The 14,310-nt window shown below is 49.5% G+C and carries 9 protein-coding genes; 5 read left to right on the forward strand and 4 right to left on the reverse strand.

Features of this window, described 5'->3' with window-relative positions:
* Window positions 1-6 precede the first annotated feature (6 nt).
* Complete coding sequence (locus tag K3T82_RS22865; protein WP_220195865.1) at window positions 7-1,179, reverse strand: alpha/beta hydrolase family protein; 1,173 nt, start codon at window positions 1,177-1,179, stop codon at window positions 7-9.
* A 433-nt stretch (window positions 1,180-1,612) separates the two neighbouring features.
* On the opposite strand from K3T82_RS22865, the gene K3T82_RS22870 reads away from it, so the two are divergent.
* The 5 genes from K3T82_RS22870 to K3T82_RS22890 all read left to right on the forward strand — a co-directional run bounded on the left by K3T82_RS22870 (window position 1,613) and on the right by K3T82_RS22890 (window position 6,999).
* Window positions 1,613-3,043 carry a UDP-N-acetylmuramoyl-tripeptide--D-alanyl-D-alanine ligase gene (locus tag K3T82_RS22870; protein WP_220195866.1) on the forward strand — a complete coding sequence of 477 codons (1,431 nt, stop codon included), beginning with the start codon at window positions 1,613-1,615 and terminating at the stop codon, window positions 3,041-3,043.
* Between the two features lie 37 nt (window positions 3,044-3,080).
* Complete coding sequence (locus tag K3T82_RS22875; RefSeq protein ID WP_220195867.1) at window positions 3,081-4,196, forward strand: D-alanine--D-alanine ligase family protein; 1,116 nt, start codon at window positions 3,081-3,083, stop codon at window positions 4,194-4,196.
* A gap of 107 nt (window positions 4,197-4,303) precedes the next feature.
* Entirely contained in the window at window positions 4,304-4,879 is a 576-nt protein-coding gene (locus tag K3T82_RS22880; RefSeq protein ID WP_220195868.1) for a GNAT family N-acetyltransferase, read from the forward strand.
* 156 nt (window positions 4,880-5,035) lie between these two features.
* The gene (locus K3T82_RS22885; RefSeq protein WP_220195869.1) at window positions 5,036-5,974 is read left to right on the forward strand and encodes a threonine ammonia-lyase; all 939 of its coding nucleotides are present in this window, start codon (window positions 5,036-5,038) and stop codon (window positions 5,972-5,974) included.
* Window positions 5,975-6,495: 521 nt separating this feature from the next.
* Complete coding sequence (locus K3T82_RS22890; RefSeq protein ID WP_220195870.1) at window positions 6,496-6,999, forward strand: ClbS/DfsB family four-helix bundle protein; 504 nt, start codon at window positions 6,496-6,498, stop codon at window positions 6,997-6,999.
* A 110-nt stretch (window positions 7,000-7,109) separates the two neighbouring features.
* Here the strand turns inward: K3T82_RS22890 and K3T82_RS22895 are convergent, their stop codons facing one another.
* The 3 genes from K3T82_RS22895 to K3T82_RS22905 form a co-directional block, all read right to left on the reverse strand.
* Window positions 7,110-9,092: an aldo/keto reductase gene (locus K3T82_RS22895; RefSeq protein ID WP_220195871.1), complete on the reverse strand. Its 1,983-nt coding sequence runs from the start codon at window positions 9,090-9,092 to the stop codon at window positions 7,110-7,112.
* A gap of 412 nt (window positions 9,093-9,504) precedes the next feature.
* Entirely contained in the window at window positions 9,505-11,169 is a 1,665-nt protein-coding gene (locus tag K3T82_RS22900) for an FAD-dependent monooxygenase (protein WP_220195872.1), read from the reverse strand.
* A 116-nt stretch (window positions 11,170-11,285) separates the two neighbouring features.
* The gene (locus K3T82_RS22905) at window positions 11,286-14,300 is read right to left on the reverse strand and encodes a winged helix-turn-helix domain-containing protein (protein WP_220195873.1); all 3,015 of its coding nucleotides are present in this window, start codon (window positions 14,298-14,300) and stop codon (window positions 11,286-11,288) included.
* Window positions 14,301-14,310: the final 10 nt, after the last annotated feature.

A 14,310-nucleotide genomic window follows, 5' to 3' on the forward strand; every position in this document is an offset into this window, starting at 1 on the left:
AAAGCTTTATCCCAGGTGCAGAACCTTAATAAGGTAGGCGCTCAATTCCGCTTCATATTTCTGGGGATCGGTATTCCAGGACTGAACGTGATTGGTATTCTCTACACGATAGTAGGTTACGATATTGGCATGTGTTTTGGCGAAAGTATCACTGACCGAAATGGGTGTAGAAGTATCGCTAGTGCCGTGGAAGAGCAGAATAGGTGTCTCTCCTTGAGGCTGATTGAGCTGATTAAGATGGTCGAAATTGATCCCGGTGCGTAGTGTCGCGATGAACTCGGCTGTGCTGGCAACTATACTAGGCAGGCTGCGGTTGTTAGCCTGGAATGTTAGCGTAGTGCGCCAATCGAGGACGGGAGCATCGAGGATGAGAGCTTGCACATTGCTCGCGTAACTAGAGTGATGCTGGAACATTTCTATAATCGAGCCACCCATAGACCAGCCATAGAGGACGAGGTGACGTGCTCCATGACTGAGAGCATACTTAACACCCGCTTCAAGATCCTGCCATTCGCTATCACCTAGATGATAAGATCCATCTGGGCTGGCTGGTGCGTCTGTGTCATTGCGGTATGAGATGCTGAGCACGGGGAATCCCAGTTTCACAAGTGGTGGAAAGAAGCGGAGTCCCGAATTGGCGGCATCACCCCTGCCGTGTACCATAATTACCCAGGTGTCCAACTTACCAGGAACATATATTGCTGGCATTGACCCCAGTGGAGCGGGTACCTGGACTGTGCTTGTTTCTAAATTGAGCTTGTCTTTGAGTTTACCAAGGTAAATCTCGCGATTCCAAGCGACCATCGTATGCTCAGTTAGAGGCGCGGTCGTTTCAATTAACTCGCGTGTTACCGTATCTTGCGTCTCAGATGTTATCCCACCAACTATCGCCTGTCCATTGGGCCAGGTGAGACCAAATGTCCCAGGTTGTTCTGTATCAAGGTTATGGGGGAGTGTTATTGTGTGTGTACTTACATTGGTTGCCTCCAATGTAAAACTTGTTTGATGAGTTGGCTCTAAAAGTACATTGGAGAAGTAAAAACCAATACCACCATCAGCAATCACACATAGGAGAATTAGCGAGAGCAGGGTCAATAAAATACCTTGAGGGCTAAAGACGCGGCTTTTCTTTGGTGTATTTGTCTTGGCGTATGGGGTGCTGCTGGTGAGTATGTTCATGAATATGTTCCTGTGCCTTTGCTAAAAACCTCAATGTTAAGAGGATTTGGCTACCATTACCGCAAGTATATAGGATTTCATGAATATTGTAAATTTTGCCTTTTATGCAATAACATCAGCCTTGTAAGGAAGCTCTCGCTCTGGTGGAGTACAAAGAATAAAAATTATCTAGTGAGTAGAGGCAATCCACCCAGGAAGAATAAACGATCTTCGTCTGAGTGCTGTTTGAATATCCCTGGCTAGCCCGATTACGTGCCTGCCTTGTGTATCGAAAACTTTTAATATAATATAAGCGGAGCAGCAGGTGAATAGAACTTTCACACATGCCGGGAGTATGGTCTTATGTGAAAACCAACGCGTTGCTGTGCCCCCGCATGGGGGTCGCGGCTAGCGCAGGAGTGCTCAGGCTTTCTAATGCGGAGTATGCCGAAAAATGTTTGAATTACAAGATATCATTTCTGGAAACCAGGAGAGCCTTACCATCCATGGCTCTATACCAGGTACACGCGATCTGGTTTTCCAGAGTGCGCAGCATGATAGCAGACAATGTGGACCAAATGACCTCTTCGTTGCAATCGCAGGGGCGCGTGTAGATGGACACCGTTTTATTCCTGATCTGGCGGGTGCCGGAGTTGCGGCAGCCCTCTGTACCGTACCTTCCGATGATGTTCCCGAAAAATTTCTCCAATTGGTTGTGCCAGATGTCGTGAAGGCTTTGCAAGCCACAGCGCGCGCGCGCGTACAGCGGCAGCGAGAAACCATCAAGATTGGGATTACAGGCAGTAGTGGTAAAACTACTACCAAGGAGGCTATTGCCGCCGTGCTAGGGAGTGTTGCGCCAACGCTCAAGACCTACGCTTCCTATAACAACGAGTTGGGTTATCCACTGACACTTCTGCGTCTAGAAGACGAGCACCGATACGCTGTGCTTGAGATGGGCGCTGAATGGGTTGGCGAACTACGTGGGCTCTGCGAGACCATAGCTAGTCCCGACTGGTCCGTGATTACAACGGTGGGGGCTGCGCACCTCAAGCACTTCGGTTCTGTGGAGAATGTTGCTATCGCTAAGAGCGAACTTGTTCAGGTTCTATCACCTGAAGGCATTGCTATCCTCAACTATGACGATCCCGTAGTCAGAGCCATGAATGAGAAGACTCGTGCTCGCGTGATTTACTATGGGCGTGGAGAGGGCGCGACAGTACGTGCTTGCGATATCGAAGAGCGTGGCCTTTTCGGCTCCAAATTTACCCTGCGTGTAGAAGGACAGGAGATGCAAGTAGACCTCCGCCTCCCAGGTTCGCATGGAATTACTACCGCTCTCGCAGCGGCGGCGGCTGGTTATGCGGCGAATATCCCGCTCACTAAGATATGCGAGACGTTAGAGAACCTTGGGCCTGTACTGCATCGTGGCGAGGTCAAAACTGGTGCTGGTCCTAATGGGAGCATTTTGATCGATGATACCTATAATTCCATTCGCCAATCGATCATTGCCATGACACAGACATTGAAGGCAACACCAATAGCTCCACAGGGAAGACGCTGGGCTGTGCTGGGCGAACTGCTTGAGCAGGGCGAGCATACCATGTACGAACATGTCGAGTCTGGCCGAGGGTTGGCTGGAAATGTAGACCACCTGGTCGTGCTGGGTGACTTCGCGCGCTACTTTGTGGAGGGGGCTATCCAGGGAGGGATGCCAGCAGAACAAATCCATCTTTTCTCGGTGGATCCCGCGAATAGTATTGAGGTGGAAGAGGGGAAGCGTCAGATTGCGCAATTCCTCAAGGAGCATGTGCGCCCTGAGGATCTCATACTGGTCAAGGGCTCGCGTGGTGTGCGTATGGAAACCTTGTTATCACTGTTCTAAAACTGGCCTATCTAAAGAAATAAAGAGGGATATAGTAATGGTACAAAAGAAGCGTGTAGGCGTCGTTTTCGGTGGACGCTCATGTGAGCACGAAGTCTCACTGGCCTCTGCGGCGTCCGTCGTACAGAATTTAGATGCGCAGAAATATGACATCATTCCGATAGCCATCACCCAGGAAGGAACGTGGCGTTGGGGCGTGACACCAAGCCAACTGCTCAATGCCAGTGACCCCGCCATCGCGGCTGAGATTACAGCCGCGCCCGCTGTTACTCTGGTTATTGATGGACACAGCAAGCGCTTTATTAGCACCAATGATGCTAGCCCTCTGCCGGGCAATGGCGAACTAGATGTTCTCTTCCCAGTGCTGCATGGACCATACGGTGAGGATGGCACTATTCAGGGCCTCTTTGAGATGGCGAATATCCCCTACGTTGGGTGTACTGTACTTGGCTCGGCGACTGGCATGGATAAGGAGATCATGAAGGAACTTTTCCAGTCCGCTGGCTTGCCTGTGGTTAAAACCCTGAACTACAAGTTGTATGAGTGGGAGCGGGCTCCTGAGCGAATTCTCGATCTGATTGAACAGCAGCTTACCTATCCTTGTTTTGTCAAACCAGCCAATCTCGGTTCAAGTGTTGGCGTTGGTAAGGCTCTCAACCGCGAGCAGCTTACCAAAGTTATTAACGAAGCCTTTACTTATGATCGTAAAGTAAGTGTCGAGCAAGGTATTGATTGCCGTGAGTTCTCATGTGCGGTTTTGGGTAATGATGAGTTGAGCGCCTCGGTTGTTGGCGAAATCCTCACTGGTGGTGAGTTCAGTGATTACGAAGATAAGTATGTCAACCATACCATCAGGTTTGTTATCCCCGCGCAGATTCCCGAGGATACCGCACAGATGTTGCGCGGTATGGCCTTAAGGGCATACCAGGCATTTGACCTCAAAGGTCTGACTCGTGTAGACTTCTTCCAGGACAAGGCTGACGGCCAGTTCTACATTAACGAAGTAAATACGCTACCTGGCTTTACCGATCAGAGCCTCTACCCCAAGCTATGGGCCGCCAGTGGTTTGGCGTACCCCCAGTTGCTTGACCAGCTCATTGAATTGGCCTTTCAACAATATGAGGTGCGTCAGAAGTTGCGCTCTTATCGTTAAACTCTCTAATGGAAACCATCCCTAAGTGGAATTTAGAGCCACTATTATGGCTAATGTATTCAGGTTTTCGAGAGCCTAAAGCCTGGCTTGGAAGGAAAAGATAGAGAATGAGTAACACCGTAGCAGAGATGCAAAATCCTTTTATCGTTGGTCCCCGCCTCTACCTGCGTCCATTAGAGCCCGCGCAGGACTATCATCATGTCGCACTTTGGCACAATGGTGAGGAAATGCGCAGTTATTTCAATGTGTATCCTACTAGCGATACCCGCTCAAAAGAGCGCCTGGATCAGATGTACCGTAGTTTTAGCCATATCCTGATGGGGGTGGCGCTGAAGGAAGACAATACGCTTATTGGTCTTGTGGGCTTGAAAGATATTAACACTCTTAACCAGACTGCGGAGTTCTATATCAAGATTGATCCGTCCGCGCAAGGTAAGGGATATGGTACCGAAGCGACCAAACTTATGATCCAGTATGGGTTCATGGAACTCAATCTCAATCGTATCCAGACGCAGGATATGGAGGAGAACATTGGTGGCTGGCGCGCGGATGAGAAAGCTGGTTTCCGCCTGGAAGGAACGCTTCGCGAGGCAATCCTACGCTTTGGCAAGTATCACAATGTTCGTGTCTACAGTATTTTGCGTGATGAGTTTATTGAGCTTCAAGCGAATCAAAGCAAATAGTAAATCCTATTGTTGAGTAAGCATTTCGCTATCAGGCATCAAAGCAGACTCGATATGCCAGCGTGATTTCGTTACAGCGGGGCTTCGTGAGGAGCGTTGCCCTGCTCCCAAACGCACTGGCATTCATCCTTCTGCATAGATTGAAGAGGGTATATCTTGTTTCCAGATCAGTATTATCAACATGTCATTCGCACACCTTTTGTGCGTTATCAGGGACCCCTTGCTCCTGGGAGCGAGCTTTGGCTGAAAGACGAGACGAAGCAGGTTGGGAAGTCTTTTAAGTTTCGTGGTACCTATCATCGCCTGCTCGAAGAAGCTCCAGGTACCACTGTGGTCACAGCCTCTACTGGTAACCATGGTATGGGGGTTTCGCTCGCGGCACAGATGCTTAACCTGAAAGTTCAGGTCTTTGTTCCGGCACATATTTCGACTGTCAAGGCTCAAATGCTCACTGAACTGGGAGCGAAGGTCGTGAAAGTTGAAGGTGGTTATGATGAGTGCGTTCAAGAAGCGCTACGTGTTGAGCGAGAGACCGGAGCGCCCTATATTTCTAGTCTCGACGATCCCTCTGTCGTGCATGGGCATTCAAGCCTCTTCCGCGAAATTCGTGAGCAGACTGAAGAGCCTCTCGACGCGCTGTATCTTCCAGTTGGTGGCGGTGGGCTACTCGCTGGATGTCTAGAGGCATACGAGAACTCAGGACAACATATTATAGGCGTTGAACTGGAGTGTGTACCTTCGATGAAGATCGCGCTAGCCAGCAATGAGCGCGTATTGCTACCTCCGGCTAAGAGCATGGCTGAAGGTATGCTAGTACGCCAGGCTGGTGTTCTGCCTCTCAAGCGTGCTCGAGCCTATCCAAGCTTTGATGTTGAGCTTATCTCCGAAGAAGAGATTCGTCATACTCTGCATCTGCTCTGGAAACACAATGGAATTCGTGCGGAGGGTGCGGGCGGTTCCGCCGTTGGGGCGGCCCTGCGCTATCTAGAGACACACGCCAATCAGCGTGCCGCCGCTGTGATTACTGGCGGTAACATAGATGAAGATACCTTCCAGTCTGCGATTAGCGGTTATATGGCAGCAGAGGCCCATTAGTAGGTGCCGTTCCCTGGACAAAAGTGCGAAAGAGGGGAAGGCGGAAGGGGTTGCCCCTCCACCTTCCCTTCTCGTGTTTAAAGGCATAAAAAAACAGAGCACCAGGAATATCAATTCTTCAATCCTAATGCTCTGTAAAATACTGCACAAACAGGTAACACACCTGCCCGGAGTATACCCCGTCAGAAAGTCTAGCGAACTAGACCTCCCTGGAAGGTGTGGAAGCTGCTTGCGCAGCATGTAGGTTCATACATATTCACACCACCTCCTTTCGTTGTTGATACTATAACATGCCTTGCTAGAGATGTCAAGTTAACGATCAGGCAGTTTTATTGATCCGTAAAGTCATTTGTGCCGCCAAGCCTTTGCTCTTTTAATTTTGCGCAGTTAATTATGGGATAATCTTTGCAAATTAGTGTATTAATGGCAATGGGCATGTAATCAGGAATGACATTAACCGTATTCTATGAGATACTGACAGTAACGAGATGTGTCACTAACAGCTTTTGGGAGTAATCAATATGTCAGAACCTCACAAGCCTGCTGATAAGGCAGCTTTGCTTGCTAGTATACGGGTTGGCTACGATCAGTTTGAAGCTCTGCTAGATTCATTAAGCGAAGAAGAGATGGTAATTTCTGGTGTCAATGACTCCTGGTCTATTAAGGACAACATTGCTCATCTGGCTGCGTGGCAGACTTATCATGCGACCAGAATGGAAGCATTTTTGGATAGAGGAGAGGAGCCACCAGACCCTGCGCCCGGTCTGGACACAGAGGACACAATAAATACATATTTCTACGAGAAGAACAAGGGTCGTTCCCTGGCGGATGTGCTGGCGGATTTCCGCTCAGCGTATCAACGCGTATTCGCCGCGACAGAGGCACTAAGCTGGGAGGATTTGAACGGACCATTCCCTTGGTATAACAACGATATTCCTGTAGGTGCTTACACAATGGGAAACACCATTGAGCATTATGAGGAACATGGTGAGATCATTCGGCGCTGGCTAGAAGCCCGTAGATAGTCAATAGACACCATATATCTTCGTTCTGTTGTAATGAAGATATATGGTGTCTATTGACTGAATATATGAGAGAGGCTACATTCAACGGGATGTAGCCTCTCTTGGTATGTTTAATCTTCGAGATTAAGCCAGCAAAGCTCTTCGGGCGAGAGGTCTACCGAGAGCGCCTGGAATGAGGTACGAGTCTCGGAGAGAGCGCGTGGGCCGATGAGCGGGAATGTTGGGAAGGGTTGGCAGAGGACATAGGCCAGTGCGATATTGATTGGGAGCACACCGCGACGTGCGGCAAGCTGGTTGACCCGCTCAAGGCGCTGGAAGTTGTCATCACTATACCAACTGCGAACGAGCTCCTCATCCGAGTGATCTTCGGGTTTTGCTCGCCCTGTAAAGAAGCCTCTAGCCTGACTGGACCAGGGCATTAGTGCCATCCCTGTTTCAGTCAGCCATGCGCGTGAAGCTGGATCGGAAGCCGCGATACAGCCATTCCATACCGGGTTAACCATACGTGCAAGGCTGAAGTTATTGCTGACAGCGACAAAGCCTTGTAGACCACGCTCTTCAGCCCAGCGGTTTGCTTCCTGTACGCGCTCAATAGACCAGTTAGAAGCTCCGAATGCACGCATGCGTCCAGCCTGCTTTTGCTCATTGAGGACAGACATGAACTCGCCAACTGGAATCTCTGGATTGTCGCGGTGTAGCATATAGATATCCAGGTAATCAGTTTGCAGGCGGTCCAGACTGATCTCGAGTTGTTTTACCAACCATTCAGGCGTGCAATAAGGGGTGTGCGCTCCTTTGCCCAGGAGCACAACCTGCTCGCGTAAGCCACGATTTTTAACCCACTGCCCTAGCATTCTCTCGCATGCACCACCACCATAGATAAAGGCCGTATCGAAGCAGTTTCCACCACGCTCAAAATAGTCATCCAACATGACTGATGTATGCGCCCACTCAGTCTGATTATCTACGCCCATGACGAGGCGCGATACAGGCTTTTCAACACCGGGTAGGCGACCATATTTCATTGGTGCGTTGGGTGTGACACTGAGCGGGCGCTGGCTGACCGTAAGCGTCTTATCTTCGGGGCGTTCCGCTTCGTAAACAACACCAATGGCTTTGCGCCAGCGATCAAGTGTCTGCATATTGCCAAGGGTATCAGCCCAGCTCATGGCGGGAGCCTGACGTTGTTCGAGATAGGCTGCTACAGTATCAGCTTCATTCCCGTAGAGATCCGCATCGCTGTCGACAATAATCTCTTCGGTTGTATCACTCTTGTGGAGGAGTAGACGTGTCTGACCGCGTGTGGGAAGCCAGGGAGCTGGAATGGTAATATCGCCTTCACTGCCGAAGATACGCACAATATTCTCGCCACTGACGCGAATGCCAGTGAAGAGTTGTGCGATAACTCCACCAGGGAAGCGCAGAGAGGCACTAGTATATTCGTCTACATTGGTCTCGCCAACCTGCCCGACAGCGGTTACTTCAATCGGCTCCTCGAAATCCTTGCCATTGGCAATGCCTGCAACAAGGCGCGCCATAGAGACGCAATAGCAGCCTACATCTAAAATGCCGCCGCCACCCATGCTGTTGCTATATAGGCGTCCCTCGGGATTGAAGCCAGAATTGAAGCTAAATGTTGCCTGTACAAGGCGGATCTGTCCGATAATACCTTCTTGGAGAAGCGAACGCAGGCGCTCTGTCTGAGGATGGCAGCGATACATAAATGCTTCCATCAGGAAGACGTTATGACGGTGTGCTGCCTCTATGACAGCCATAGCCTGTGCGTGATTGAGTGTGATTGGCTTCTCACAAAGAATGTGCTTGCCAGCTTCCGCTGCTTTGATGGCCCACTCAGCATGCATGGGATGCGGTGTAGCAATATAGACGGCCTGGACTTGCTCGTCAGCCAGAACTGCTTCGTAGCTACCATAGCTGTGTGTGGCTCCCCAGCGTTCGCCGAAGGTGTTCGCAGACTCATGATTGCGACTCCCAACGGCTACGAGCGTGCCAGTTTGCGAATTAGCCAGCCCTCGTGCGAAGGTATTGGCAATATTGCCTGTGCCTAGAATACCCCAATTCAGTCTGTGGCTCATAAAACCCCTCCTCAATGTGATTGGATTTCTACTTTATAGTTTATCATCGATGAAGGGCGCTTGCCTACCGCCTCACCAGGAGCGCAGAGACAGTTATGTCGTATTTTCTGATGAATTGTTACCTTTATAATGTATTCTCAGTCTTATAGAGATAACAATTCATCAGAAAATGCCTGTGAAGTCAGTACTCTTCCTCATTTAGAATATTGTTGTTGTCAGTGATAGTTATCAGATCTGAACAACGAGTTAACGTCGAAGTCGTTATCTCTGACGAATTTTCAGATATATTCAGGAGAAATTCTCACACAATTGTGGCATCTGGTATCTGCGGTTTAGGGGATAGAGGTTCAAGCAAAAAGCGAGATGCGGCAATTATCACATCTCGCTTTCTAGGCCGGTCAATTAGCTGAGCTTAGCGTGATAGGAGATGACTTAAGATGTTCTGTAGCGTAGTAGGTGCATCTACCATAGCTTCGTGTGCGCGCCAGGCAATGAAACCATCTGGGCGAACCAGGACCGCTCCAGATTGAGAAATTCTATAAGTAGCGAGAAAGCTCTGATCGTCGTCGGCGTAACTTGCGTCTGGTCCAATGCAATAAGTATCTAGGGTGATATCTAATCTCTGGCTTGCACTGGATGCTGCCTTTTCCCATAAATCCCCATTTGAGTATGTGAGCAAGACAAAGTTTTTCCCATAAAGATCGAGAACCGAGAGACGCTTATCGCCATGTGTGAGCCAGAGGTGAGGCGCACGGGTTCCTGGGGCGGCGGAAGGCTCGTTCTCGAAACCAGTGCCTGTATCTTTTTGTTCTGAGTAAATCGCAGTTGAGCTATAGCGGTAGCCACTCGCGACGCTATAGCCAGTGGGTTGAGGAGCATCCGAATTGGTGCGTACGAGTTGCAACATCTCTGTTGCGCTTTGCATGATAGCCTCTCTTCGCTCATGATTGGGCAGGCGGTAAGCATACAACCCGGTAGATACTGCCACAGCTAGATGTGCTGCTGTCAGCCGCTCAGTCTCATAAGTTGCTAAAAGGTTAGGCTGAGCGCTTCCATTGAGTACAGCAGCCAGTTTCCAGGCAAGGTTATGAGCATCTGCGATGCCAGTGTTCGCGCCGAAGCCACCCATAGTTGTCATGACATGTGCAGCATCGCCAGCGAGGAAGATACGTTCATGCTGATAATGCTCCACAACTCTCGAGGCTAGTTCCCAGTGGAGGGTGCTTATAATCTCAACTGGCTGATTGGGAACTCCTATCGCAGCGCGCACAAGTTCAAGGTAGCGCTCCTGCGAGAGTGAGTCGGATTGTTCTCCCTTGTGCTGCTTGAGGTTGGCAAGTAATGCCCAGTGATCGCCTGATTGCCCCATGATACCTTCTACGATTGGATTGTTTACGAAGCAGAGAGAAATGGTGCGTCCTGGTAGATACTTACTGAGGTCAGTACGAAAGATGATGCTTACCCAATGCCCAAGTGTTCCATAGCCGTGGGATGCGATACCGAGCTGCTGTCGAATGGAACTGCGATTTCCATCAGCTGCTACGAGATAGTGTGCATGTATGAGGTGCTCAGCCCCCGTTGCAAGCTCGCGTATGTACGCGGTCACACCGTCATTATCCTGTGTAAAGGTGAGCATCTCTGTTCCAAAGCGAATGTTAGCACCAAGTTCAGCCGCGCGTGTGTGCAGAAGCGGCTCAAGCTTATCTTGCCCAATCATTGAGCGGCGGGTTGGACTGGCAAATGGATCAGACTGTTGAAAGCGTTGATGCATTGCTGCCTCGTTAGTGGCAAGCTCCTTGCCAACCAGTGTTTCAACGTGCAGGCCCATTTCGCCAAGTTGCTCAGCAGATGTTTCGAGCCGGAAGATATCTGCTTCTAGACCAACCTGACGATACAATTCCATTGTGCGTGCGTTCATCACTCCCGCGCGTGAATGAATTGATGTGCTATGGTGACGTTCGATCAGGAGGGAAGGGATACCATGCCAACCTAGAAATAGTGCCATTGAGAGCCCTACTACGCTCCCCCCTACGATCAGGACAGGAATATTTTCTTCTATGATTTCTGGTTTATTCATACTGCATGCTCCTTGCGATTTGGGTTATAAACTATTTTGAGTGTGGAGTTCGCAGTATAGAGCGAAAGAGGGTGATACCGCTTCACCTTCTTTCGTGATTTATGCCATTAAGAATTTTAGAGATGTGGGTGCTGTATTGCGGCTCGTGCCTCTCGGCGATTATGCACATTTAACTTGCGGTAGATGCTGCTTACCTGTGTTTTAATGGTATTGATTGACACAACGAGTTCGCTCGCAATCTCGGCATAAGAACGCTCAGCTATGAGCAGGCGCAGTACGCGCTCTTCTTGTCGTGAAAGTGGCTCAATGCTCTTGGGGAGCTGGGAGAGCGCTCCAGATTCGAGATCCGAGGCGCGTAAGATGGAGCGTAGGTAGCTCGCGATTGTTGGGTCCTGAATGCGTGGAAGTGTAGCTTGCATCACCTCTGCTAGCTCCCCGCTATAATCCAGAAAGAGTCGTATGTGACCCTCTGGATGAGCTATCAAGAGTGCTGTAATCAGTGCATCACAGGCATCATCAATATGCTGTTCAGCACCATATATCCTGGCTTTGAGGAGGTAGACTTCAAGTGTGATCATGCCATGTCCAGCTTCGCTTGCGGTCAACTGAATAGGTTCCAGTAGGATATTGGCCTCTCTTAGTTTCTTCTGAGTGAGAAGAAGACGGACTTCAAGCAAGGTTAAGCGCTCTTTTGTAAATGTGTTCAATCTCTCTGTATTCGTGAGTAGATTCTGGAGATGATGGTTAGCCAGCATATAGTTGCCTTCGGTGAGCAAGAAATGTATCTGATGGAGCCTGATCTCGTTCATGATAGAAATAGGTAAATGCAATTGTGTGATGAGGATGGAGAGGCGTTGCTTGGCAAGCAAGATGCGTTCTTGAGCGAACCAGATTAGTATGAGGACAAGTGAGGCATGAGCCATTGTTTCCTGACTCTGTGACAGTTCTCCCAGGCTCCAGGCTTCCTGGGCTATGTGTTCGGCTATATCGAGCTTATTCCATTCATAAGCTAAGCGAGCCTGTGCGATGAGGGCAGGGATTAGATCTTCATTATCACCAACCTCTCGCGCCTCCTGAATGACGCGTTGGTAGCATGCCTCTGCTGCCAGCAGAGCTCCCTGAGCATGATAGATAGCACCTAGGGTAAGTGTGGCACTTCGGGCTCCATGTTTATGATTCAATTCAACCCAGAGTGCTAGCGCTTCCTGAACATGTGCATGTGCCTGGTGGAGCTGGCTGTACTGAAGCTCTCTAGTTCCTAATAATGCCAGACAAACACCTCGCCAGTGTTTAGCAGTTGTGGGCAAACCTCTTAACGCCTGGTTGGCGAATGCAAAGACTCCTGCATGGTCACCTCGACGCATGGAGATATAGGCGTGGAAGGCAGCAATTTCACTAAGAATAGTGTTATCATTGGTGGATTGCCATTGCTGTTCGGCAATGGATAGTAGTTCTTCGATCTGGTCCAGTGCATCAGGTGGTGGTTGCCCTGGTACAAAGCAGAAAGAAATAGACTGGGCATAGGCAAAGCAAAGGACTGGATGGGAGGAAATGATGGTGTGGGGAAGCTGTTCAAGCCAGCGGCGTAGTGTATGCGGTTCTTGTATCTCGTTGTGGCTGTGGGCCGCAAGATGCTGTTCAATGAGCGTTGCTGCCTTTATCAGATCTTGCCCCTGTAAAGCCGTCTCAATTGCTTCGGGGTGCATGCCTTGTTGCTCATACCATGTACTGGCTTTGTGTAATAAAGTATGTAGTCGTTCCATCCCGAAGCGGCGGCGGGCCTCAGCGCGTAAAGTATCGGCGAAGAGTGCGTGATAGCGATACCATGTGCCTGACCCATGCAGGTGATCTAAAAAGAGTCCGGTGCGTTCCAACGAATCTAGTAGGGATGCACTATTGTTGATCTCGCAGACAGCATTGCATAGATCAGGTGTTAAACGTTCCAGCATACAGGTTTGTAGTAGAAAGGTTTGTAGTTGCTCCGGAAGTGTGCTAAAGACTTCTTCAAGTATATAGTCGTGAAGGGGATGATATTCGAGTGTGAAATTTGTCAGTAGACGTTGTATAGTTTGCTCCGAAGGTAACGCTTGCATGGAGAGTGCGCAAAGACGCAGTCCGGCAGCCCATCCCTCCAATTGTGTGCCGATGTGTAGAGCTATCTCCAGGGAAGTCTGAGATGGAAAAAGCGTTTGAAAGAATGCTATCATCTCTTTCTGAGAGAACTGGAGATCGCTTCCCATGATCTCACAAAGCTCACCTCTGGCTCGCAGTCTCGTCAAAGATAGAGGTAATTCATTGCGCGTTGTGATGGTGAGGTTGATGGAAACAGGAAGGTGTTCGAGGAAGAAAGACAGGCTTTGATGGACAGAAGGAGAAGTGATGACATGATAATCCTCTAGCACCAGAATGCCGCCGTGCGGAGCACGTCCTAATTCGTTCAGAAACAGTGTCAGAACTGTTTCAAAGAGTCGAAGTTCAGGCGGGAAGGAAGGTGCCTTCTTTAACTTCTCAAGCGCGGAATTTCCCAAATCGGCCTGAAATCTCTGGCAAGCGGTTATTACATAGCGCCAGAATCGGATGGGATCATTGTCGTTTTTATCCAGCGCAAGCCAGGTGACTGGAGGGTCTTTCTGATGCTCCTCTAACCATTGACTTATCAATGTAGTTTTACCGCTTCCTGCGGGAGATAAGAGGAGGACGAGAGACCCTTCCGTACCTGTGTTGAGTAACGAAAGCAAACGCTCTCGTCGAACTAGTCCCGAATGTAAGCGTGGAGGCTGAAGTTTTGGTTCGAGCAATGGAATATGTGATTGCTGAGTTTGTATTGTGCTGGCAAGCACCTCCAGGCGCTTGATAGTCAAATCAGCACTGCGACCTGCATAGCGTTTGATTGTGCGCTTCCCCTGACGCTGATAGGCGTACCAATAGCCTTCACCCTTGTTCTTACGCGCTTCTTTGAGCAAATTGAAGCGTGTCTCTTTTCCCTGAAAAGCGAAGGAGGCATGATTTGTTATCCAGTCTCGCCATTGTTTATCATCTTCAATAAGAGAGACTAATTTACCTTGCTCATATAGTGCGTATTCTTTATGCTCCGCTGCCCATTTGAGGGTGAATAAAGTAGGTACAGGCATGTAGCCCCCT

The sequence above is a fragment of the Ktedonospora formicarum genome, from assembly GCF_016587355.1.
Lineage (GTDB): Bacteria > Chloroflexota > Ktedonobacteria > Ktedonobacterales > Ktedonobacteraceae > Ktedonobacter > Ktedonobacter formicarum.